Here is a 22682-nt window from a genome sequence, read left to right on the forward strand (position 1 = left end):
TCATTTACTCAGATTATCTAAAATAATACAATGAGTAAATTAAAAATTGCGATCCAGAAAAGCGGCAGGCTTTATGAAGACTCCTTACAGCTCCTCAAAGACTGTGGTATTTTCGTCAATAACGGAAAAGACCAGCTCAAAGTTTCCGTAGACAACTTTCCGATGGAGATTATGTATCTCAGAAACTCAGATATTCCGCAATATTTGGAAGATGGAGTGGTAGATATCGCTATTGTCGGTGAAAATCTTTTGGTAGAAAAGCAGAAAAATATCCAGATCGTAGAAAAACTTGGATTTTCAAAATGCCGTGTTTCCTTGGCGGTTCCCAAAGAAGTGGAGACCGATAATCTTTCTTACTTTCAAAACAGAAAAATTGCCACTTCTTACCCTAATACCCTTAGAAAATTTCTTGAGGAAAAAGGAATAACCTCTGACATTCACATTATTTCCGGATCAGTTGAGATCGCCCCGAATATAGGCTTGGCAGATGGTATCTGTGATATTGTAAGTTCAGGAAGTACATTGTTTAAAAACGGGTTAAGGGAAACTGTTACTATTCTGAAATCCGAAGCCGTTTTAGCAAAGACCTCTCTGCTTGATGCTCAGAAAGAAGCTATTCTGGATAAATTCCTCTTCAGAATCCAATCCGTTTTAAAAGCAAAAAATTCAAAATATATTCTGATGAATGTTCCTGATGAAAAGATCAGTGACATTGCTTCAGTCCTTCCCGTACTGAAAAGCCCTACGGTTATCCCTTTGGCTGAAAAAGGATGGAGCAGCATTCATTCCGTAATTGATGAAGAAAGATTCTGGGACGTTATCGACGAGCTGAAAGAAAACGGAGCTCAGGATATACTCATTATTCCAATTGATAAAATGGTGATTTAATTATGAAAATATACAGATATCCAGAAAGAAAAACATGGCCGGATCTGGTGAAACGCCCCGTTATTGAACAGAAGGAAATATCCGGACTGATTGCAGAAATATTTGACGCTGTTGAAAAAGATGGAGATAAAGCCCTTATTGAATTTAATAAAAAGTTTGATAAAGCAGTCACTTCACAAATTACAGTTTCACAAGAAGAAGTGGACAATGCAGAGAAAGAAATTTCTGAAGATTTAAAGAAGGCCATTAGACAGGCAAAAGAGAATATTGCAAAATTTCATGCTTCCCAGGCAGCAGAAACAGAAAAGATTGAAACTGTAAAAGGAGTAACCTGCTGGAGAGAAAACAGAGCAGTAGAAAAAGTAGGAATTTACATTCCGGGAGGAACTGCCCCTCTTTTTTCAACCGTACTTATGCTTGCAGTACCAGCAAATTTAGCAGGATGTAAAGAGATTGTTCTTTGTACACCACCGGATAGCAACGGAAATATTAACCCTGCAATTCTGTTCACGGCAAAGCTTTGCGGTATTACAAAAATCTTCAAAACCGGTGGAGCACAGGCTGTAGCAGCGATGAGTCTGGGAACAGAGAGTATTCCAAAAGTCTATAAAATATTTGGACCCGGAAATCAATATGTGGTTGCAGCAAAAGAATATGCACAGCGTTATGGCGTAGCGATCGATATGCCTGCAGGACCAAGTGAAGTTCTCGTTATTGCAGATAACAAGGCGGTTCCTGAATTCTGTTCAGCAGATCTTCTTTCACAGGCAGAACACGGAAGCGACAGTCAGGTGGTTTTTATTACCACAGATTTCATAATATTTGATGAAACTATTAATGCTATAGAAAAACAAATAAAAAAACTTCCGAGAAATCAAATGGCCTGTAATGCTCTGGATCACAGTGTTTTTATTTTGATAAATTCAATAGATGAAGCCCTGGAATTCAGCAATCTGTATGCTCCGGAGCACCTTATTCTTGCCCTGAAAGACTTTGAACCATATATTCCAATGATTATGAATGCAGGATCTGTTTTCTTAGGAAATTATTCCTGTGAAAGTGCAGGGGATTATGCCAGCGGAACCAATCACACATTGCCAACCAATGCTTATGCAAGAAATTATAGCGGCGTTTCTCTTGACAGTTTTGTGAAGAAGATCACATTCCAGCATCTTTCTAAGGAAGGTTTGAAAAGAATAGGAAAAACAATCGAAGTAATGGCAGAGGCAGAAGGTCTTATCGCCCACAAAAATGCAGTATCTATCAGATTAAAATAATATAATGAAAGAATTTAACCTCAATACTTTAGTAAGAAAAAATATAATATCATTACAGCCTTACACCAGTTTCAGGGATAATAATGAATTTAATGCTCCGGTTCTTCTGGATGCCAATGAATCTCCGTTTGGAAAATACAACAGATATCCGGATTCAACACAGAAAAAGCTTAAGAATAAGTTAGCCGAATTTAAAGGAGTATCGCCTTCGCAGATTGCCTTAGGAAACGGGAGTGACGAGCTTATAGATCTTATTATCAAAATCTTCTGTGAACCTAAAAAAGATGCCATCCTTATGATGAATCCTTCATTTGCCATGTATGCTTTTTATGCTGCCGTTAATGAAAATGAAGTGTTAAAACTGAATCTGGACGAAAATTTTGACATTGTAAAAGAAGACTTTTTAAAAATAACCCAGGAACATGATATTAAAATTTTTTTCCTGTGTTCCCCCAATAATCCTACAGGAAACAGTATAAAAGATATTGAGTTTTTTGTTCAGAATTTTGAAGGAATTGTAGTCATAGATGAAGCATATATTGAATTTTCAGAAAACAAGTCAGGACTTGACTTACTTGATAAATACCCCAATATAATTGTATTGCAGACATTTTCCAAAGCCTGGGGAACGGCTGGGGCAAGGGTAGGTTGTGCATATGCTTCCGAAGAAATTATACGTTTTATCAATACAGTAAAAGCTCCATATAATGTCAATTCTTTAAGTCAGGAGCTTATTTTAAATCTACTGGATGATAAAAATAAGCTTAAAGAAAATGTTGACAGTATTCTTAAGGAAAGAACATGGCTGGAAGAACAGTTTAAAAGTATTGAATGCATCACAAAAGTATTTCCGACTGATGCCAATTTCTTTTTGCTTAAAATGAAAAATGTCGATAAAGTATATGATGAAATGCTCAAAGAAGAAATCCTCACCAGTAAAAGAGCTCCTGCAATTCCTGACTGTATCAGGATTAATGTGGGAAGCCGTGAAGAAAACGAAAAATTAATCAATGTTTTAAAAGGAATATCATGAAAAAAGTACTTTTTATAGATCGTGACGGAACCCTTATCATAGAACCGCCTGAAGATTTTCAGGTAGATTCTCTGGAAAAGCTTGAGTTTTATCCCGGAGTTTTTCAGAACCTTTCTAAAATCGCTAGGGAAATGGATTATGAGCTCGTGATGGTTACCAATCAGGATGGCTTAGGCACTGAAAGTTTTCCCTTTGAAGACTTCATTAAACCTCACGAGAAAATGTTGAGAGCCTTCGAAAATGAAGGGATTATTTTCAGTGATATTCTGATTGACAAAAGCTTTGAGCATGAAAATCTTCCCACCAGAAAACCTGGAATCGGAATGCTTTCAAAATATATTTACGGAAATTATGACCTGGAAAACTCATATGTAATTGGTGATAGAAGTACAGATATTCAACTTGCTGAAAATTTGGGAACTAAAGCTGTTTTTATTAATGAAAGCTTTAATGGAAGGGCGGCTCTTACTACTACAAATTGGTCTGAGATTTATCGCTTTTTAAAGCAGGAATCAAGAAAGGCGAAAGTCTACAGAAAAACCAACGAAACAGAAATAGACATTGAAATAGACCTGAACGGAAAAGGAATTGCAGAGATTTCAACCGGGCTTCATTTTTTTGATCACATGCTGGATCAGATTGCAAGACATGGTAATCTCGATCTTAAAATTAAAGTGAATGGAGACCTTAATGTGGATGAGCACCACACAATCGAAGACACAGGAATTGCTCTGGGTGAAGCTTTTTCGAAAGCATTGGGAAACAAAAAAGGTATCGAAAGATATGGTTTCCTGCTTCCGATGGATGACTGTCTGGCCCAGGCTGCCATTGATTTTGGAGGTAGGCCTTGGATCGTTTGGGATGTTGATTTCAAAAGGGAGAAAATAGGAGATGTTCCTACAGAAATGTTCTTTCACTTTTTCAAATCTTTTACAGATTCTTCAAGATCCAATCTGAACATCAAAGCAGAAGGAGATAACGAACACCACAAGATAGAAGCCGTTTTCAAAGCATTTGCAAAAGCCGTTAAAATGGCAGTGAACCAATCGGATAGCAGCTTTAATTTACCATCAACCAAAGGAAGTTTATAATATGATTGCATTGATAAAATATAATGGGGGAAATGTAAGTTCGGTTCAGAATGCCCTGAACAGGCTTAATATTGATTCCATCATTACGGATGATCCCGGACAGATCATAAAAGCAGATAAAGTAATATTTCCGGGTGTGGGGGAAGCTTCCTCAACCATGAAAGTACTTAGGGAAAAAGGCCTTGATAAGCTTATTCCCGGCCTGAAACAACCTGTTTTAGGAATTTGCCTGGGTATGCAGCTGATGTGCGGGAATAATGAAGAAGGAGACACAAAAGGGATGGGAATTTTTGATGTAGATGTAAAACGCTTTCCCCCTGGAGAACTTGTTCCCCATATGGGCTGGAATACCATTTCAGAACTAAAATCTCCGCTTTTTTCCGGTATTGAAGACAACAGTGATGTGTACTTTGTTCACAGCTATTATTGCGGATTGGCAGCCTCTACGGTTTCTGTCTGCGACTATATTTTGCCGTTCAGTGCTTCGTTGCAGAAAGATAATTTTTTCGCGGTACAGTTTCACCCGGAAAAATCAGGATCGGCGGGCAGCAGGATATTGGAAAACTTTATAAAATTGTAAATGATGAAAATTATTCCAGCCATTGACATCATTGACGGAAAATGTGTCCGTCTGTCAAAAGGAGATTATTCCACCAAAAAAATATATAACGAAGACCCTGTTGAGACAGCCAAAGAATTTGAAAACTCCGGTATTCAGTTTCTTCATCTGGTAGATCTGGACGGTGCTAAATCTAAGCATATTGTTAACCGGAAAGTGCTGGAAAATATAGCCAGAGAAACCTCGCTTCATATTGATTTTGGAGGCGGTTTGAAAACTGAAAATGATATAGAAACAGCCTTTAATTCAGGAGCAAAGCAGATCACTTTGGGAAGTATTGCTGTACAGGACCCGGAATTCTGTGTTGAAATGATTAAAAAACACGGCAATGAAAAGATCATTTTAGGTGCTGATTGTGATAACAGGAAGATCAGAACATCAGGGTGGCTGGAAGAAAGCAGCCTGGATATTATAGATTTTCTTCTTCAATATCAGGAAAAGGGTATCAGCCAGACCATATGTACGGATATTTCAAAAGATGGAATGCTGGAAGGACCGTCCACGGATCTGTATAGAGAAATATTGAATAAAACTTCAATAAGACTTACGGCCAGCGGTGGAATTTCCTGTATTGAAGATGTATATAAGATGAAAGAGATCGGATGCTCGGGAACCATTATCGGAAAGGCTATTTATGAAGGAAAAATAAGTTTGCAACAACTTCAGAAATTTATTGAAAATGCTTAAAAAAAGAATCATTCCCTGTCTGGATATTAAAGACGGAACAACGGTAAAAGGAATTAATTTCGAAGGACTCAGGAATGCAGGAGATCCTGTAGAGCTTGCTGTAAAATATGAACAGGAAGGTGCTGATGAGCTGGTCTTTCTTGATATTACCGCAACTTTAGAGAATAGAAAGACATTTGCAGACCTTGTAAAGGATATAGCCAGGCAATTGAGCATCCCGTTCACTGTAGGCGGCGGAATTTCCTCTGTAGAAGATGTCAGAATACTTCTGGAAGCCGGAGCAGATAAAATCAGTGTCAATTCCTCTGCGGTTAAAAATCCAGAACTGATCTATGATCTGGCTAAGGAATTTGGAAGCCAGTGTGTGGTAGTGGCTGTTGATACCCGTTTTACGGACGGATCAAACCTTGTGTACGTAAGAGGAGGAAAACTGGCTACCAACCTGAATACAGTTGATTGGGCACAGAAGGCAGAATCTCTGGGAGCAGGAGAAATCCTGTTGACCTCAATGGATGGTGACGGAACAAAGAATGGATTCGATCTTCGCATTACAAAGCTGGTCTCGGAAGCCGTTTCTATTCCTGTAATTGCTTCGGGAGGTGCAGGAAGTGTAAATGACTTTATTAAAGTTTTTAATGAAACAAGAGTAACAGGAGCTTTGGCAGCCAGCATTTTCCATTTTAATGAAGTGCCTGTACAGGAATTAAAAAAACAATTAAAAATTCAAAAAATACCCGTACGATGAAAATAGATTTCGATAAAAGTAACGGACTTGTCCCGGTAATCATCCAGGACAGCAGAACACAGCAGGTACTCATGCTTGGTTATATGAATCAAGAGGCATTTGAAAAGACAGAAAAAGAAGGTATTGTCACTTTTTTCAGCCGTTCCAAAAACAGACTCTGGACAAAAGGAGAGGAGTCAGGTAATTTTCTGACGGTAAAAAACATAAGCATTGATTGTGATCAGGATACTATTTTAATACAGGCCGTTCCTGAAAATACAGTCTGCCACACCGGAAGTTTCAGCTGTTTTGGTGAAAAGGAAAGTAAGGGTTTTATTTACGAACTTGAAGCAAAAATTGCAGAAAGAATTGATGAAAAAACGGAAGGTTCCTATACATATTCTCTTTATCAGAGAGGGATCAATAAAATGGCCCAAAAGGTAGGAGAGGAAGCTGTAGAGCTGGTAATTGAGGCCAAAGACAGTAATGATGATCTTTTTAAAAACGAAGCTGCCGATCTCCTTTATCATTTCCTGATTCTGCTTAAGGCAAAAGGATTTGCTATGGAAGATATTGAGAAGGTTCTTTTAAGCAGAGATAAATAGAATTTTAACCAAAAGTTATTAGTTTAAATTCAATACTAAAAAAGGCTGTTTCAAGAATGAAACAGCCTTTCTATCATTTAAATGAATTTGACATATTATCTCTCAATAAGTATCTTTCTTACCACCTTTTGCCCATCAGAGGTTATTACCCCGATGTAAGCTCCTGCATCCAGTTTTGAAACATTGATTACGGTTTCATTATCTGTTTTAAGCAGTGATTTTCCTGAAAGATCGGTAATTTCAAAACTGAAATCTTTTCTTCCTTTAGCCGGAAGCTCAATATTAAGGGTATCTTTAGCCGGATTAGGGTAAATAGATACAGCTTCGAGAGATTGGTTTGGAACGGCTTCTTTTGCTCCCAGTACAATAGAACTTGCAGAGGTTGCAACTGCGAAATGCTGAAGAGCCCCAACTGTTGCTTTCCCTATTTTGTAAATGTAAACAGGATCTGTGTTCGCAAATGTGTCATTGGAGGTATGGGGATAAGTGCTTCTTATTCTTTCAAAAAAGCCTGTGATCACTTCACCTTTTCTTTCAAACGGGATATAATCTGTGTCTTCTGCCGGATCTACAGCTGTAAGAAGAGGAGAGTAAAGGGCCGTACAGTTTCTAAGCTGCTGTGTTACTGCTGCCGAAGCGGCATTATTGCTTGTTGGTCCTGCCTGATCCTGATCACAGTATACCGTGTTATTATTATTCCCCATAACGCCGCCTACCTGATCAAGATTGAATACCAGTTTGATATCCAGTACTCTTGTTCCATTTTGATAGGCTACATTATTCACGTAATGGGTGCTTCCTCTCAATCCCTGTTCCTCACCGGAGAAATGGATGAACTTAATGGAATATTCTGTAGGAATATTTCTTAAAATTCTTGCCGCCTCTAAAATAATGGAAGTTCCGCTTCCGTTATCGTTGACTCCCGGACCATAAATACTGTCAAAATGCCCGCAGATGATCACATATTTATTAGGATAAACAGTTCCTGTTTTGGTAATGACCAGGTTTTTGGAACTGGTGCTCCCAAATGTAAAAGGATCTTCTACAATCTGGCTGGCTGAATATCCATAGGAAATATATTTGTTTTTAATCCATGCTAATGCATCGGCATTTTTGGTGGTACCCGTTGTTTTGATACCAAGATTTGAGAACTGCTGTAAGTTGGTTGTAATATTGGTCTGGGAAACCTGGTTTGCCCTGTCCTGATAAGCCTGAATAAAAGTCTGGCCCTTACTGCTGAATATCGCAAGGCAAACAGACAGCATTGTGATTGTTTTTTTCATTTTAAATATTTTATAATTGTGGTGTGTGTAGTAATTTAAAGAATAAAAGTCCCAGTGTTTATCCGGGACTTATGGCTTATAATTATTTTTCAATGATTATTTTTTGAGTAAGGCTTTTTCCTCCGGCTTTTACAGTACACAAATAAATTCCGTTATTCAAATGTGAAATATTAATCTGAGCCTGATTTTCTTTCTTCAATATGGAAAGTCCTTTTAAATCAGTAATTTCAACACTAAAGTCTTTTATTGCTGGATCCGGTAATTCAACTGTTAGAATATCTCTGGCCGGATTCGGATAAATTTTTGCAGATTCCAATGTCTTTACAGGATTTTCTTTGGCAGAAGAAATAGCTGTAACGGTTGTAGATGCCGTTGCAAAATGCTGCATTGCACCTACAGCGGCTTTACCTACTTTGAATACATAAACCGGATCTACGTTGGCAAAAGTATCATTTACCGTATGCTCTGTATAACTTCTGGTATATTCGTAAAAACCTGTAATCACATATCCTTTTTGTTCAAAAGGCATATAATCTGAAGAATAGGCATTAGAAATACTGGTCTGAAGAGGGGAGTACAGAGTAGTACATGTTGCCAGCTGTTGGGTAATAGTATTGGAAGGGGCATTGTTTGCTGATTGTCCGGCTGTATCTCTTTCGCAGATGATTCTGGTATTGGTATTGCCCAGTTTTCCGCCTACCTGATCAAGATTAAAGACTAATTTAATATCCAGTTTTTTTACACCGTTTTGATAGGCAACGCTGTTAGCATAATGAGAACTTCCATATAAACCCTGTTCTTCTCCGGAGAAATGAATAAACTTAATGGAATATTCCGTAGGAACATCTTTTAAAATTCTGGCTACTTCTAAAATAACAGAGGTTCCGCTGCCGTTATCATTTGTACCCGGACCAGTGATGGTATCATAATGTCCGCAGATAATCACATACTTGTCAGGATACAGCGTTCCCGTTTTGGTAATCACCAGATTTTTGGAACTCGTACTTCCGAAAGTGAAAGGGTCTTCTACAATCTGGCTTGCAGAATATCCGTAAGAAGTATACTTGTTTTTAATCCAGGTTAAAGCGTTGGTATTATTCACAGATCCGGTGGTTTTTACTCCTAAATTGGAAAACTCCTGGAGATTTGTGGTAATGTTGGTTTGAGAAACCAGATCAGCCCTGTTCTTATAAGCCTGAACGAGAGTCTGGGCACTGAGGTTTCCGACCGCTACTGCAGTACATAGAAATGTGGTAAGTTTTTTCATATTAAATATTTTGGTTTGGTGTGTGGCTATTTTTCAATAATGATTTTCCTGGTGATGCTTGTTTTATCAGATTTTACAGTTACCATATATGTTCCGTTTGTCAGGCCGGAAGTATTCATTTTCTTTTCGTTTTCCGCATTCAAAATCAATCGGCCGTTCATATCACTGATTTCTACCTTAAAATTCTTTTGGTCTTTTGGCAGTTCGATATGAAGTACATCTTGAGCAGGATTAGGATAAACCCTGATTGCTTCCAATGAATCTTCATTAGTTATATCATCTGTTGCCAAAGTGGTGGTGGTAGCTACTGCAAAGTGCTGCAAAGCTCCTAAAGCTGCTTTTCCAACATTAAAAACATAAACCGGATCTACATTGGCAAAAGTATCATTTATAGTATGCTCATTATTGCTTCTGTTTGTTTCATAAAAGCCCGTAATGATGTCACCTTTGTTTTCAAACGGCATATAATCTGAATTGTATGCATTGGACATAGTGGGCTGTAAAGGGGAGTACAGTGTAGTACAGGTTGCTAATTGCTGTGTCATTGCCAATGAAGCAGAATTATTACCTGTTTGTCCGCTCTGATCACTTTCACAGTTGATATTGGTATTTGAATTTCCTATTTTTCCGCCTACCTGATCAATATTGAAAACAACTTTCAGATTGAGCTGGCGTGCATTATTCTGAAATACGACATTATTCACGTAATGAGAGCTTCCCAGATATCCCTGTTCTTCTCCGGAAAAATGAACAAACTTCACGGAATATTCTGTAGGAACATCTTTTAAAATTCTTGCTGCTTCCAGCAAAATAGTTGTTCCGCTTCCATTATCACTTACTCCGGGGCCTACTACGGTATCGTAATGTCCACAAATAATTACATAAATATTAGGGTAAACGGTCCCTGTTTTGGTGATGATTAAATTCTTTGATGTATTACCATTATAAGTGAAGCTGTCTTCTGTGATCTGGCTTGGATCATATCCGTAAGATTGATATTTTGCTTTAAGCCAGTTTAATGCATTGGTATTTTCTGTAGAACCTGTAGTTTTTACGCCTAAATTTCCAAAACCCTGAAGGTTTGCTGTAATATTGGCCTGAGATATCTTATTAACTCTTGTTTGATAGGCTTGTATAAAATTCTGACCATGAAGGCTGTAAGCTGATAAAGAAAGGAGTAAAATAGTCGTTATTTTTTTCACTTTTAACTAAAGTTTTATAGATTTAATAATTAACAAATGTAGATAATTAAAATCAATTTTATTTTATACAAAAAGGAAAACTTTTAAATACGGTTTTATTTTTCCGGATCCCCTGAAAAACATACAATTTATTATATTTTATTTAATTTATAAGGGTATTAGGAAAAGGGTGGTATGATACTATACAAAAAATCCCGGGCATTAACCCGGGATTATATTGATAACAAAAAATTCTACATTATTTTACTTGATCTACAACTGCTTTGAAAGCTTCAGGGTGATTCATTGCTAAATCTGCTAAAACTTTTCTGTTAAGCTCTACGTTGTTCTTTTTAAGAGCTCCCATAAACTGAGAGTAAGACATTCCGTGCTCTCTTGCACCAGCATTGATACGCGTGATCCAAAGTGATCTGAAGTTTCTCTTTTTCTCTTTTCTTCCACGGTAAGCATATTGCATTGCTTTTTCTACCGCGTTTTTAGCTACAGTCCAAACGTTCTTTCTTCTACCGAAAAAACCTTTAGCTTGCTTCATAATTTTTTTTCTGCGAGCTCTTGAAGCTACTGCATTTACTGATCTTGGCATAATTTAAATTGTTTTTTTGAAAAGGGCGGCAGCTCAACTGCTCTTAGTGGCACCGTTTCAGGGTTAAATTGTTGAATTTGTTTGAATTCTTATAAACCGAATATAGATTTATAAAAACTACTTAATGGCTAATTGACGTAAAACGCTTTTCTCGTCCACAGCAGCAACGTAAGAAGTCTGCGTAAGATTTCTCTTCTGCTTAGTTTCTTTCTTAGTTAAGATGTGGCTTTTGAAAGCATTTTTTCTTTTAATCTTACCAGTTCCGGTAAGTTTAAAACGCTTTTTAGCACCTGATTTCGTTTTTAATTTTGGCATTGTTCTGCTTTTTTATTGTTTTGTTATCAATATCTTGTCTTTGATTCCTGCAATACAGAGGAATTACAGTTCGCAAAGATACAAAAAAAAATCAATCCGAACTTTTATAATCTGTGATTTTATCAGACTGGTATAAAAAACCGCCCCTGTTAAGGGACGGTTATGCTTTTAAAAGTAATTTCTATTATAGGAAATCTTCAACAATGATATCATTTCTTTCCTCATTGTTTCCACCTAAAATAACTTTAATTCTGAATCCTGAAGGAATTGCTGCCCCAGTTCTGGAATAAAGCTGAAGTTTAACGTGCGGATTAGCTACATAATAGTTCACAGCAGTATTTGAACTCCAAAGAGCATTTCCGTCTCTGTAAATAACCATGTTTCCATCATTTTGTACAATAAGTCTTGGAGTACCTGAGCTTCTGTAGGTATTGGAATGCCATAGTACATTGGTAAGCCCGGGTCTTTCCCTGTATAGAACCAGGTTATTGTCCGTCTGCATGATGAATCGGTAAGTGCTGCCATTATATTCCATGCTGATTGATTGTCCTGCTTCTAATACCTGAGGATGATTGGTGCTTTCCTTTAAAAGTGTATAGCGTGTAAAATCCAAAATACGGGATTCACTGTTCTTGTTTGCAATAGCGTGCTTTTCATTTTGCACATTCGTATTCACATTGTCAAGAGTATCATCCTGAGCGCAAGATGCAAGAAGCACCGGAAGACTTAATAAAGTCAATAATTTAAATTTCATAGGTTATGATTTAACATTGCGAATATAGCGATTATAACATTAAATCACAATTATAGGATTAAATAAGTTAAAATAAATCCTTTATTAATGGTTATTTCAAATTATATTTAAGACACTTTTTAGTGTATTTAAATTAAAAAACCGTCAATTTTTTAGAAAAACGGTTTGAAATAATTATACTATAAATTTATTATGATTGAAAAAATGATAATAAATCTTTATTGATTGTTTCTGCTTCTGTAGTAGGCATTCCATGCGGAAAACCAGGGTAAGAGATTAATTTCCCGTTTTTAAGAAGGGTAGCGGCGATTTTACCGGTAGTTTCAAAAGGAACAATCTGATCATCCTCTCCATGCATAACCAGAACCGGAATTTCAGTACTCTTAAGATCTTCTGTAAAATCAGTTTCGGAAAAAGCTTTGATACAGTCATAGTGGGCTTTAATAGATCCCATCATTCCTTGTCGCCACCAATTTCTTCTGATTCCTTCTGAAACTGCTGCCCCTTCTCTGTTGTAACCATAAAAGGGTAGTGTGAAGTCTACGAAATACTGCTGTCTCTGCGTTGCCGTATTATGACGGATCTCATCAAAAACAGACATAGGAATACCGTTTGGGTTATTTTCCGTTTTCACCATGATCGGGGTTACTGCACTTACAAGAACAGCTTTGGAAGCTCTCCCTTTGCTGTATTGGGCAACATACCTGATTACTTCACCGCCTCCTGTGGAGTGGCCTACGTGGATAACATTTTTCAAATCTAAGGCTTCAACAATTTCTGCCACATCAGAAGCATAAGTGTCCATATTATGCCCTTCTGCAGTCTGTTCGGATCTTCCGTGACCTCTTCTGTCGTGGGCAATTACTCTATATCCCTTTTCAAGAAAGAACAGCATTTGTGCATCCCAGTCATCACCGGATAGTGGCCATCCGTGATGAAAAAATACAGGTTGCCCTTTTCCCCAGTCTTTGTAATAGATCTCTGTTCCGTCTTTTAATTTTAATGTGCTCATTGTTTCCTGTTTAAGTTATTAATAATATAATGAAATTTGTCTTTCTTTAATTACAGTACAAATGTATACTTATATCCTTAGACAGATATTGATGTAGGATAATATTTAATAATAACTTAATAAATTTAAAAAAAACAAAAAACCTCAAAAATTACTTTGAGGTTTATATGATAGGAAACAGATGTGGTATCTGTTAAAAACTATTTAGCTGGTTTTTTAGGACTCATCATCATAATCATTCTTTTTCCTTCTAGCTTTGGAAGCTGATCTACTTTTCCAACGTGCTCAAGTTCCTGAGCCAGTTTTAAAAGTAAGATTTCTCCCTGATCTTTAAAGATAATCGAACGTCCTTTAAAAAATACGTAGGTCTTTAATTTTGAACCTTCTTCAAGAAACTTTTCAGCATGCTTCTTCTTAAATTCATAATCGTGATCATCGGTCTGAGGTCCGAAACGGATCTCTTTTACAACCACTTTTACCTGCTTGGCTTTTAGTTCCTTCTGCTTTTTCTTTTGCTCGTATAAAAACTTTTTATAGTCTAATATTCTTGCAATGAAAGGCTCAGCCTTATCGGAGATTACTACCAGATCAAGTTCCTGCTCTGTGGCAAGTTGTCTTGCTTTATCAATCGGGTAAACTCCCGGCTCTACGTTATCGCCCACCAAACGAAGCTCTCTCACACGAATTTTATCGTTGATCAAGTGTAAGTCCTCCTGTACCGGACGTCTCTGTGGGCCCCTGTTGTTAAATCTTTGTGCTATTGTATTATAATTTTATTGGTTAATTACTTATCTATTTTTCTAAAATTTAAGTCCTTAAAGGACTTAATTTTAAATTGCTGCTGCTTTTTTAAAGTAAGCAACAAAATCTTCCATATTCATGACTCCAAGATCACCTTCACCACGTCTTCTTACAGAAATCGTACCGTCATTCGCCTCATTTTCACCTACAACCAGCATGAACGGGATTTTCTTTAATTCTGCATCGCGGATCTTTTTCCCTGTCTTCTCATTTCTGTCGTCAATCAGACCGCTAATATCGTGATTTTCCAAAAATTGTGAAACTTTTTTTGCATAATCTACATATTTTTCACTGATCGGTAAAATAATAAACTGATCAGGGCTCAGCCATAATGGGAAATCTCCTGCAGTGTTCTCTAAAAGGATTGCGATAAAACGCTCCATAGAACCGAATGGCGCTCTGTGGATCATTACCGGTCTGTGCTTCTCATTATCGTTTCCGATGTAGTGAAGATCAAATCTTTCCGGTAAATTATAATCTACCTGGATAGTTCCCAGCTGCCATTTTCTTCCTAAAGCATCTTTTACCATGAAATCCAGTTTCGGACCGTAGAATGCTGCTTCACCATACTCAACAACCGTTTTTAAACCTTTATTTTTTGCTGCTGTGATGATTGCGTTTTCTGCCTTTTCCCAGTTCTCATCAGAGCCAATGTATTTTTCTCTGTTATCCGGATCTCTTAAAGAAACCTGAGTTACGAAGTCTTCAAAACCTAAAGATCTGAAAACATATAATACAAGATCGATTACCGCTTCAAATTCTCCTAAAAGCTGGTCCGGAGTACAGAAAAGGTGAGCGTCATCCTGAGTAAACCCACGAACCCTTGTCAATCCGTGAAGCTCTCCACTTTGCTCATATCTGTAAACAGTCCCGAACTCTGCATATCTTTTTGGAAGATCTCTGTAGCTCCATTGTGAAGTTTTATAGATTTCACAGTGATGAGGGCAGTTCATTGGTTTCAGCAAAAATTCTTCTCCTTCATTTGGCGTTTTGATCGGCTGGAAGCTGTCTGCACCATATTTATCCCAGTGTCCGGAAGTTACATACAATTCTTTTGAACCGATATGTGGAGACATAACAAATTCATAACCTCCTTTTTTCTGAGCATCACTAAGGAAATTTTCCAGTTTCTTTCTTAAAGCAGTTCCCTTTGGCAACCATAACGGAAGTCCTGCACCCACTTTTTCAGAGAAAGCGAAAATCCCTAATTCTTTGCCTAATTTTCTGTGATCTCTTCTTTTAGCTTCTTCTAATAATTCAAGATATTCTGTAAGTTCTTTCTGTTTAGGGAAAGAAATACCATAGACTCTTGTCAATTGAGGATTTTTTTCATTTCCTCTCCAGTAAGCACCTGCTGCATTTAAAATTTTCACTGCTTTCACAATTCCGGTATTGGGAATGTGACCTCCACGGCATAAATCTGTGAAATTATCGTGAGTTACAAAAGTGATTTCCCCATCATTAAGATTAGAGATAAGCTCAACTTTGTAAGGATTGTCTGCATATGTTTTTAATGCTTCTTCTTTAGAAACAGGATATAAAGAGAATGTTGAACCTTTTTTGGCATTTTCCAGCACTTTCTTTTCAATTTTCTCAAAATCTTTTTCAGATAAACTTTCGTCCCCGAAATCCACATCATAATAGAATCCGCTTTCGATAGCAGGTCCGATCGTTAATTTAGCATCAGGATAAAATTCAAGGATGGCCTGCGCCAGCAAGTGGGCAGAAGAATGCCAGAAAGCCTTCTTTCCAAGATCATCATTCCATGTCAACAATTGTACCGTTGAATCCGTGGTTATAGGTGTGGTGGTTTCTACTTGTTTGCCGTTTACAACTGCAGAGATGGTATTTCTAGCCAATCCCTCACTGATAGATTTTGCCACATCTAAAGGAGTAACTGCTCCTTCGAATTCTTTGACACTATTGTCTGGAAGTGTAATTTTTATCATTGTTTACTAAAAATTTTTAAGATGCAAAAATACGCATTTTTTGGATAAAATACTATATTAGCCAGTAATTAGAATAAGAATTAACACCAAATATGAAAAAGATTGTTGCGGTTTTTGCTGTGCTCATTTTTACACTGCACTTTTCACAGAAAAAAACATCAAAATTTTCAGTTTCTCACAACCGGAATGTTGAGACCTATTTCCTTGCAGAGATCCTTTCTGCAGAGCACCGGAAGAACAATAAAGACTTTGAATTATATAAGATCAAAGAATGTTCTGTATATCAGCCGATTGTCAAAAAAGCTCTTGAAAAATACGGGTCATTTAAAAACTCTGAAATGGCTGTTCTGACAGCCCAGATCAATGATATTCTTTTGGAGAAATATGGCTTGGGAAATGATGCTCTTATGAAGCCTTTACTTTATCACAATGAATTTCCGGCAGATAAATGGATTACTGCCTATTCATTCAATGATAATAAACTTACGGAAACACAGAACAAAGAAGTAACTTCTCTGATCAAAAATTATATCTCGAAGCTGCATGATTTTTATGTAAAGGAAAATATTGGTGAATTCTTTAAGGAAAATAAAGACTTTTATAAAAGCGCTGAAGCTGAATATAATAAACAGATCCCGTCGGGATTTACAGAAGCAATGGAGCAGTTTTACGGTGAAAAGTTTAATACTTACACTATTCTCGTTTCTCCAATGATGATGTGGCCGATTGAGGATAATGAAGGCAGGGGAATCGGAACAGCTGTCGATTTGAAATTAGGGGCAAAGAATATTTATGAAATTGCAAGTCCGTTTGTAAGAGTTGAAAAGCCTGAACAGTTCGGGTATGACAACCAGTTTCAGGCAAGATTTTTAAGTGTTCATGAATTCGGACATTCTTTCGTAAACAAGGAAGTATATAAAAATAACGCCAGGATTGAAAAATTTAAAGAACTGTTTGAAAAATCCAATCTGAAAGAAACCATGATTAAAACAGGTGGTTATGGCGATTACCAGACCTGTGTTGCTGAACATCTGGTAAGGCTGGGAGAGATACAGACCGCCAGAATTCAGAAAGATTTTGAAAGATCAAAAAAACTGGAAGAATATCACCTGAAAAATAATTTTATCTTCCTGCCACAGTTAGAAGAAAAAATTAATGAGTATGAGAATAACAGAGCAAAATATAAAACATTTGGAGATTTTGTTCCTCAACTTCTGGAAATTTTTGAGAACAGCAATATTGAATTTATCAATGATGCACTAAAGAAAACCAAAAAATAATTTAGCATCTTTATCATATGAATAATTTTAATATTGATCTCCACTGCGACCTGTTGTGCTATTTATTGGAAGCCGGTTCTGCAATTGATGACAGAGAACTGGGCTGTTCACTGCCTTATTTAAAAGAGGGAAATGTAAAGCTTCAGGTGATGGCAATGTATGCAGGTACAGGTGGAAACAGTTCTGTTAATGGTATAAAGCAGAGTGAAATATTTTCAGATCTGATAAAAAGTGAAAATTTCTTCCTGTTTGAAGGCGAAAGCTATAAAAATATAGAAAACAAAGATAAAGTAGGCGTTATAGCATCCATAGAAAATGCATCAGCTTTTTGTAATGAAGATGATACTCTCGAATCAGGATTTAAAAACCTGGAAACGATTATCAGAAATACAAAGAAACTTTTTTATATAGGAATTACCCATCATACCGAAAACCGTTTTGGAGGCGGGAACAATTCTGAAGCCGGACTGAAAGATGACGGTAAAGTGCTGATAGATTATATTTCGGACAGGAAAATAGCTGTTGACCTTGCACATACAAGCGACCAGCTGGCATATGGCATTCTTAATTATATAGATCAGAAAAACTATAACATTCCAATTCTAGCAAGCCATTCCAATTACAGAAATATTCAGAATAAAAAAAGAAACCTTCCTGATGAGCTGGCTAAAGAAGTCATCAAAAGAAAAGGTTTGATTGGGCTCAACCTTATAAAAGACTGGCTGGATGATGAAAGTCCGGAAAGATTATATGAACATATCCAGTACGGGCTTGATCTTGGAGGAGAAAATGCTATTGCTTACGGTTTAGATTTTTTCCATGATAAAGGCCATTCTGACAAATCCCGTTATCCTTTTTTCTTTGAAGGATATGATAATGCATCAGTATTTAATACAATTAATAGCAGGCTTGAAAAAGATTTTTCTCCTGAAATGATGGAAAAGATCAGTCATGGAAATGCGTTGAAATTTTTAGAGAAGATTTAAATTTCAGGAATGGTGGCTGAGGCACTCGAAGCCACCAGATCCTAGCTCTTCCTTTTGTACCGCACCTTCTGTTTAATGATCTCTATCACATCCACATTTTTCACCTTAGATTTTACCCAGCCGTGGATATCAATATACAGTAAGGATCTTCTGTAATATTCATTTTTTGAAAAATCTTCCAGTACTTCATCAAAAGCTTTAAATGCTTCCTGCTGTTTATTTAAAACCAGATTATTAATGTTTTTAAAGAACTGAATGCTTTCAAAGTGAAAAGCTTCCGGCTTTTTCATTTTTCTGGCAAATTTTAAAGTTGAGTTGATAAATTCATCATAATCTTCATCATTGCCGGATTCATATTTTGCCATTAGAATCAGAATACGGGTATGGAACAGAAGATCTTCCTGAACATTTCCTTTGCATTCAACCACCTTCATAGAATATTCTATGGATTTATCAAACATTTTGCTCCCGAAAAACATAGCAGCCATTTTCAGGTAGAGGATCATAAAGTGATGCTCATCAATCTTTTCTCTAAGCCTTTCCATCTTCAGTTCAATTTCCGGAATAAGCTTTGTTCCTGTAAAAAATTCACCCTTTACAAAATGAATATTCATCAGAGTATTATAATGGGTAAGAAATATTAAAGCCTGCAGATTTTCATTCTGAGTAAAATTCTGGGAATTCACCATTGTGTTGAAATTCTCAAAATGTTCTTCCAGGATGTCGATATTTCCATACAGGAATAAAATCTTCAGTAAATAGGTATTTCCTTTGATATACCATACCGGATGGCTGAAAATCATCTCCGGTTTTTTATGAAAAAGATCTACCCACTGATAAGCATACTTCAGGGTGTATTTATAATCCTGAAGCAGTTGGTTTTTCCAGACATGCGCTTTAAAATACCACAGTTTTTCCGTGAAATTAAGTTTCTCCAGCTTTATTTTTTGAATCTGCTCATTGAAAAGATTCAAAACGGTTTCCCGGTCCTCATCATTCTTCACATAGCCATGCGTCAGCATCTCACTGTATAATTTCAGAGACAGATTAGAAAGTTCCGTGGCATAATGATTCTGCTTGCTGATTTCCGTAGATTGCTTGATAAGTTCCTCAGCACGCCCTTCAATACTCCTTGTAATGAACTGTGATTCAATTACTTTTTCAAGATCAATAATTTCAGAGGCAATGCTTTTCTCATCCAGTTCCAAAGCAGACTGTTTTGTTTTATCTAATATCTTTAGAGCCTGTTTATAAAGTCCTTTCTGATATAAAATATTGGCAAAATCTAGCTGCTCCCGAAGCTGTATCCTGTAATTCTGATGACTGGGGTTCATACGGAGACTCACCAGAATTTGTTTATAAAGGTGGGCTTTCAGGTTGGAAAGCTGTTGTTTGGTGGATATTTTTTTCTCAATGATGATTTGTTCATCATATTCCTTCATCTTATCCAGTTCCGAAAAAAGGAGCAGAAATTTAGCATCCACATTAATCCCGAGACGGTTCACATAAAGTTTGAACTGACGTTTTTCGGAAGTTGTTAATGATTTAATCAGTACAAACAAAAAATCTTTCTGCAATTCTGCCATTGTAAATTTATAAAATGTAATAAATTGATTATAAGGTAAATATGGTTGTTTTGTCAGCTGTTGAATATTGTAGTTTTCAATAAAAATGAAAATGAAAAAATATTGCCAAGCAGTAGTTTTGATCAAAATTAAGTAAAAAACTTCATTATGAATTCCGAAAAAATCGAAATTTTTGATACAACGCTGAGGGATGGGGAACAGGTTCCCGGATGTAAACTGAATACAAAACAAAAGCTGATTATCGCTGAAAGCCTTGATAAGCTAGGGATTGATGTAATTGAAGCGGGTTTTCCAATTTCAAGCCCGGGAGATTTTGAGTCCGTTTCGGAGATCTCAAAACTGGTGAGGAATGCTAAAGTGTGCGGACTGACAAGAGCCAATAAAAAAGACATTGATACGGCAGCCGAAGCATTGAAATATGCAAAAAGACCACGTATCCATACCGGAATCGGAACTTCTGATTCTCATATACAATATAAATTCAATTCAAACCGTGAAGATATTCTGGAACGTGCTGCAGAAGCGGTAAAATATGCCAAAAGCTATGTAGAAGATGTGGAGTTTTATGCTGAAGATGCTGGAAGAACAGACAATGCTTATCTGGCAAAGGTTTGCGAAGAAGTCATTAAAGCCGGAGCTACAGTATTGAATATTCCGGATACAACAGGTTACTGCCTGCCTGAAGAATACGGACAGAAAATAAAATACCTGAAAGAAAATGTAAAAGGCATTGAAAAGGCAATCCTTTCATGCCATTGTCATAATGATCTTGGGCTTGCTACAGCCAATTCAATTGCCGGAGCCATCAATGGAGCCCGCCAGATCGAATGTACAATCAACGGATTGGGAGAAAGAGCTGGAAATACCGCGTTGGAAGAAGTCGTTATGATTCTAAAGCAGCATAAAGATTTAAATTTTCATACTGATATCAATTCAAAAATGCTTAACGAAATGAGTTTTATGGTTTCAGATCTGATGGGAATGCCTGTACAGCCTAATAAAGCTATTGTCGGAGCCAATGCATTTGCCCATAGTTCAGGAATCCATCAGGATGGTGTTATTAAAAACAGAGAAACTTATGAGATTATAGATCCTGCTGAAGTGGGTGTCAATGCTTCATCCATTATTCTTACGGCAAGAAGCGGGCGCTCTGCTTTAGCTTACAGATTCAAACACATTGGTTATGATATCACTAAAAATGAACTTGATTTCCTGTATCAGGAATTCTTGAAAATTGCAGACAGAAAGAAAGAAGTTAAGAATGATGATCTGTACATGATCATGGAAACATGCAGCAGAAAAATAGGATAGTATTGATTTTAAAATCAGGGAAAATTGAATATGGACAATAATAGAAAGACACTTTTTGACAAAGTTTGGGATGCTCATGTTGTAGAAACCATTCCGGACGGACCTCAAATCATTTATATAGATAAACATCTGATCCATGAAGTAACCAGTCCACAGGCTTTTGCAGAACTTGAGGCCAGAAATCTTGAAGTTTTCAGAGCAAAACAGATTGTAGCTACAGCAGATCATAATGTTCCTACCCTAAATCAGGAACAACCAATCCGTGACGAGCTTTCCAGAAATCAGGTTGAGCAGCTTACTGAAAACTGTAAGAAAAATAATATTGAATTGTTCGGATTAGGTCATTCTTATCAGGGAATAGTTCACATTATTGCCCCTGAATTGGGGATTACCCAGCCAGGAATGAGTATTGTTTGCGGAGACAGCCATACTTCTACACATGGAGCTTTCGGTGCTATTGCTTTCGGTATTGGAACGAGTCAGGTTGCTCAGGTTTTTGCCAGCCAGTGTCTGTTGCTGAACAAACCTAAATCCATGAGGATTACAGTAAACGGAAAATTGAATGAAAATGTACAGCCAAAAGATGTTATCCTTTATATTATTTCCAAAATAGGAACTGATGGCGGAACAGGTTATTTCTGTGAGTATGCCGGAAATGTTTTTGAAGAAATGTCTATGGAAGGAAGAATGACCGTCTGCAATATGAGTATTGAAATGGGAGCCAGAGGCGGAATGATTGCACCGGATGAAACCACATTTGAATATGTAAAAGGAAAAACATTTGCTCCAAAAGGAGAGGAATGGACAGAGAAACTGAAGCACTGGGAAACTTTAAAAACGGATGAAGAAGCTGTTTTTGATAAAGAACTGACATTTGATGCATCAGAAATTTTTCCAATGATTACTTACGGAACCAATCCGGGAATGGGAATTTCAATTCATGAGGCCATTCCTGTCCCACAAAATGAATCTGAGGAAAAAGCACTTCAATATATGGGACTGAAAGCAGGACAGGAAGTTGCAGGTATTAAAGTACAGCATGTATTTATCGGAAGCTGTACCAATGCCAGAATAGAGGATTTCCGTTCTGCGGCAAAATATATCAAGGGAAAAACAAAGTCTGAAACTGTAAAAGCGCTGATCGTTCCAGGTTCCCAACAGGTAGTAAAGCAGATTTATGAAGAAGGCTTGGATAAAATATTCAGTGATGCAGGATTCCAGATCCGTCAGCCGGGATGTTCTGCCTGTCTGGCCATGAATGATGATAAGATACCGGAAGGAGAATACTGTGTTTCCACATCAAACAGGAATTTTGAAGGAAGACAGGGGCAGGGAGCAAGAACAATTTTAGCCAGTCCGCTTACCGCAGCCAAAGCAGCTATAGAAGGAAAAATTTCAGCTTTTGAAAGCTTAAACTAAAAGATCACAC

General features: G+C 37.0%; 22 protein-coding genes. 12 read left to right on the top strand and 10 right to left on the bottom strand.

The annotated features are described in order from the left end of the window. Positions 1-30: 30 nt before the first annotated feature. From hisG to hisIE, 8 genes are read left to right on the top strand one after another with little or no spacing between them, the layout of a single operon-like run. Positions 31-888 (top strand): ATP phosphoribosyltransferase, encoded by an 858-nt coding sequence (gene hisG, locus ACQWU4_RS01255; protein ID WP_429933952.1) that lies wholly within the window; start codon positions 31-33, stop codon positions 886-888. A gap of 2 nt (positions 889-890) precedes the next feature. Beyond that, positions 891-2165, top strand: coding sequence for a histidinol dehydrogenase (hisD, locus tag ACQWU4_RS01260; RefSeq protein ID WP_429933953.1), 1275 nt, complete (start codon positions 891-893; stop codon positions 2163-2165). Positions 2166-2169: 4 nt separating this feature from the next. Beyond that, a complete protein-coding gene (hisC, locus tag ACQWU4_RS01265) occupies positions 2170-3198 on the top strand; it encodes a histidinol-phosphate transaminase (RefSeq protein WP_429933954.1) in 1029 nt (342 codons plus the stop codon). Continuing rightward, positions 3195-4289, top strand: a complete 1095-nt coding sequence (hisB, locus tag ACQWU4_RS01270) for a bifunctional histidinol-phosphatase/imidazoleglycerol-phosphate dehydratase HisB (protein WP_429933955.1) — start codon at positions 3195-3197, stop codon at positions 4287-4289. The genes hisC and hisB overlap by 4 nt, the downstream gene beginning before the upstream one ends. A 1-nt stretch (position 4290) precedes the next feature. Further along, a complete protein-coding gene (hisH, locus tag ACQWU4_RS01275; RefSeq protein WP_429933956.1) occupies positions 4291-4869 on the top strand; it encodes an imidazole glycerol phosphate synthase subunit HisH in 579 nt (192 codons plus the stop codon). A 3-nt stretch (positions 4870-4872) separates the two neighbouring features. Beyond that, positions 4873-5595 carry a 1-(5-phosphoribosyl)-5-[(5-phosphoribosylamino)methylideneamino]imidazole-4-carboxamide isomerase gene (gene hisA / locus ACQWU4_RS01280; protein WP_429935066.1) on the top strand — a complete coding sequence of 241 codons (723 nt, stop codon included), beginning with the start codon at positions 4873-4875 and terminating at the stop codon, positions 5593-5595. Continuing rightward, entirely contained in the window at positions 5588-6340 is a 753-nt protein-coding gene (hisF, locus tag ACQWU4_RS01285; protein ID WP_429933957.1) for an imidazole glycerol phosphate synthase subunit HisF, read from the top strand. The genes hisA and hisF overlap by 8 nt, the downstream gene beginning before the upstream one ends. Next, the gene (gene hisIE, locus ACQWU4_RS01290; protein ID WP_429933958.1) at positions 6337-6924 is read left to right on the top strand and encodes a bifunctional phosphoribosyl-AMP cyclohydrolase/phosphoribosyl-ATP diphosphatase HisIE; all 588 of its coding nucleotides are present in this window, start codon (positions 6337-6339) and stop codon (positions 6922-6924) included. The genes hisF and hisIE overlap by 4 nt, the downstream gene beginning before the upstream one ends. Positions 6925-7019: 95 nt before the next feature. Here hisIE and ACQWU4_RS01295 read toward each other — a convergent pair whose 3' ends face one another. The 9 genes from ACQWU4_RS01295 to thrS form a co-directional block, all read right to left on the bottom strand. Further along, positions 7020-8207 (bottom strand): M28 family peptidase, encoded by a 1188-nt coding sequence (locus ACQWU4_RS01295; protein WP_429933959.1) that lies wholly within the window; start codon positions 8205-8207, stop codon positions 7020-7022. Positions 8208-8289: 82 nt separating this feature from the next. Then, positions 8290-9474, bottom strand: coding sequence for a M28 family peptidase (locus ACQWU4_RS01300; protein ID WP_429933960.1), 1185 nt, complete (start codon positions 9472-9474; stop codon positions 8290-8292). Positions 9475-9500: 26 nt separating this feature from the next. Further along, positions 9501-10676, bottom strand: coding sequence for a M28 family peptidase (locus tag ACQWU4_RS01305; RefSeq protein ID WP_429933961.1), 1176 nt, complete (start codon positions 10674-10676; stop codon positions 9501-9503). A gap of 238 nt (positions 10677-10914) precedes the next feature. Beyond that, positions 10915-11259 (bottom strand): 50S ribosomal protein L20, encoded by a 345-nt coding sequence (rplT, locus tag ACQWU4_RS01310; RefSeq protein ID WP_040995267.1) that lies wholly within the window; start codon positions 11257-11259, stop codon positions 10915-10917. Positions 11260-11376: 117 nt separating this feature from the next. Further along, positions 11377-11574, bottom strand: coding sequence for a 50S ribosomal protein L35 (rpmI, locus tag ACQWU4_RS01315; protein WP_062646738.1), 198 nt, complete (start codon positions 11572-11574; stop codon positions 11377-11379). A 184-nt stretch (positions 11575-11758) separates the two neighbouring features. Further along, entirely contained in the window at positions 11759-12328 is a 570-nt protein-coding gene (locus ACQWU4_RS01320) for a hypothetical protein (RefSeq protein WP_429933962.1), read from the bottom strand. A 190-nt stretch (positions 12329-12518) separates the two neighbouring features. Next, positions 12519-13340 carry an alpha/beta fold hydrolase gene (locus ACQWU4_RS01325; protein ID WP_429933963.1) on the bottom strand — a complete coding sequence of 274 codons (822 nt, stop codon included), beginning with the start codon at positions 13338-13340 and terminating at the stop codon, positions 12519-12521. A gap of 200 nt (positions 13341-13540) precedes the next feature. Then, a complete protein-coding gene (infC, locus tag ACQWU4_RS01330) occupies positions 13541-14041 on the bottom strand; it encodes a translation initiation factor IF-3 (RefSeq protein WP_172617123.1) in 501 nt (166 codons plus the stop codon). A gap of 129 nt (positions 14042-14170) precedes the next feature. Beyond that, positions 14171-16090, bottom strand: coding sequence for a threonine--tRNA ligase (thrS, locus tag ACQWU4_RS01335; protein WP_429933964.1), 1920 nt, complete (start codon positions 16088-16090; stop codon positions 14171-14173). A 92-nt stretch (positions 16091-16182) separates the two neighbouring features. Between thrS and ACQWU4_RS01340 the strand changes: the two genes are divergently transcribed. Together ACQWU4_RS01340 and ACQWU4_RS01345 are read left to right on the top strand one after the other, a co-directional pair. Next, entirely contained in the window at positions 16183-17370 is a 1188-nt protein-coding gene (locus ACQWU4_RS01340; RefSeq protein WP_429933965.1) for a DUF4932 domain-containing protein, read from the top strand. A gap of 17 nt (positions 17371-17387) precedes the next feature. Beyond that, entirely contained in the window at positions 17388-18356 is a 969-nt protein-coding gene (locus ACQWU4_RS01345; protein ID WP_429933966.1) for a dipeptidase, read from the top strand. Positions 18357-18397: 41 nt separating this feature from the next. Here ACQWU4_RS01345 and ACQWU4_RS01350 read toward each other — a convergent pair whose 3' ends face one another. After that, on the bottom strand, positions 18398-19942 hold the full coding sequence (locus tag ACQWU4_RS01350) for a hypothetical protein (protein ID WP_429933967.1): 1545 nt from the start codon (positions 19940-19942) through the stop codon (positions 18398-18400). Between the two features lie 147 nt (positions 19943-20089). Here ACQWU4_RS01350 and ACQWU4_RS01355 point away from each other — a divergent pair, with 147 nt between their 5' ends. After that, the gene (locus ACQWU4_RS01355) at positions 20090-21253 is read left to right on the top strand and encodes a 2-isopropylmalate synthase (RefSeq protein WP_429933968.1); all 1164 of its coding nucleotides are present in this window, start codon (positions 20090-20092) and stop codon (positions 21251-21253) included. Between the two features lie 30 nt (positions 21254-21283). Further along, positions 21284-22672, top strand: coding sequence for a 3-isopropylmalate dehydratase large subunit (gene leuC, locus ACQWU4_RS01360; RefSeq protein ID WP_429933969.1), 1389 nt, complete (start codon positions 21284-21286; stop codon positions 22670-22672). Positions 22673-22682: the final 10 nt, after the last annotated feature.

It is taken from the genome of Chryseobacterium sp. MIQD13 (genome assembly GCF_050496705.1).
Taxonomy (GTDB): Bacteria; Bacteroidota; Bacteroidia; order Flavobacteriales; family Weeksellaceae; genus Chryseobacterium.

Coding starts and splice junctions, on each gene's coding strand:
- rpmI (WP_062646738.1), bottom strand. CDS start 11,574: ATGCCAAAATTAAAAACGAAATCAGGTGCTAAAAAGCGTTTTAAACTT.
- hisG (WP_429933952.1), top strand. CDS start 31: ATGAGTAAATTAAAAATTGCGATCCAGAAAAGCGGCAGGCTTTATGAA.
- hisD (WP_429933953.1), top strand. CDS start 891: ATGAAAATATACAGATATCCAGAAAGAAAAACATGGCCGGATCTGGTG.
- ACQWU4_RS01355 (WP_429933968.1), top strand. CDS start 20,090: ATGAATTCCGAAAAAATCGAAATTTTTGATACAACGCTGAGGGATGGG.
- hisC (WP_429933954.1), top strand. CDS start 2,170: ATGAAAGAATTTAACCTCAATACTTTAGTAAGAAAAAATATAATATCA.
- ACQWU4_RS01345 (WP_429933966.1), top strand. CDS start 17,388: ATGAATAATTTTAATATTGATCTCCACTGCGACCTGTTGTGCTATTTA.
- ACQWU4_RS01325 (WP_429933963.1), bottom strand. CDS start 13,340: ATGAGCACATTAAAATTAAAAGACGGAACAGAGATCTATTACAAAGAC.
- ACQWU4_RS01320 (WP_429933962.1), bottom strand. CDS start 12,328: ATGAAATTTAAATTATTGACTTTATTAAGTCTTCCGGTGCTTCTTGCA.
- hisH (WP_429933956.1), top strand. CDS start 4,291: ATGATTGCATTGATAAAATATAATGGGGGAAATGTAAGTTCGGTTCAG.
- rplT (WP_040995267.1), bottom strand. CDS start 11,259: ATGCCAAGATCAGTAAATGCAGTAGCTTCAAGAGCTCGCAGAAAAAAA.
- hisB (WP_429933955.1), top strand. CDS start 3,195: ATGAAAAAAGTACTTTTTATAGATCGTGACGGAACCCTTATCATAGAA.
- ACQWU4_RS01295 (WP_429933959.1), bottom strand. CDS start 8,207: ATGAAAAAAACAATCACAATGCTGTCTGTTTGCCTTGCGATATTCAGC.
- thrS (WP_429933964.1), bottom strand. CDS start 16,090: ATGATAAAAATTACACTTCCAGACAATAGTGTCAAAGAATTCGAAGGA.
- hisIE (WP_429933958.1), top strand. CDS start 6,337: ATGAAAATAGATTTCGATAAAAGTAACGGACTTGTCCCGGTAATCATC.
- hisA (WP_429935066.1), top strand. CDS start 4,873: ATGAAAATTATTCCAGCCATTGACATCATTGACGGAAAATGTGTCCGT.
- ACQWU4_RS01340 (WP_429933965.1), top strand. CDS start 16,183: ATGAAAAAGATTGTTGCGGTTTTTGCTGTGCTCATTTTTACACTGCAC.
- hisF (WP_429933957.1), top strand. CDS start 5,588: ATGCTTAAAAAAAGAATCATTCCCTGTCTGGATATTAAAGACGGAACA.
- ACQWU4_RS01300 (WP_429933960.1), bottom strand. CDS start 9,474: ATGAAAAAACTTACCACATTTCTATGTACTGCAGTAGCGGTCGGAAAC.
- ACQWU4_RS01350 (WP_429933967.1), bottom strand. CDS start 19,942: ATGGCAGAATTGCAGAAAGATTTTTTGTTTGTACTGATTAAATCATTA.
- leuC (WP_429933969.1), top strand. CDS start 21,284: ATGGACAATAATAGAAAGACACTTTTTGACAAAGTTTGGGATGCTCAT.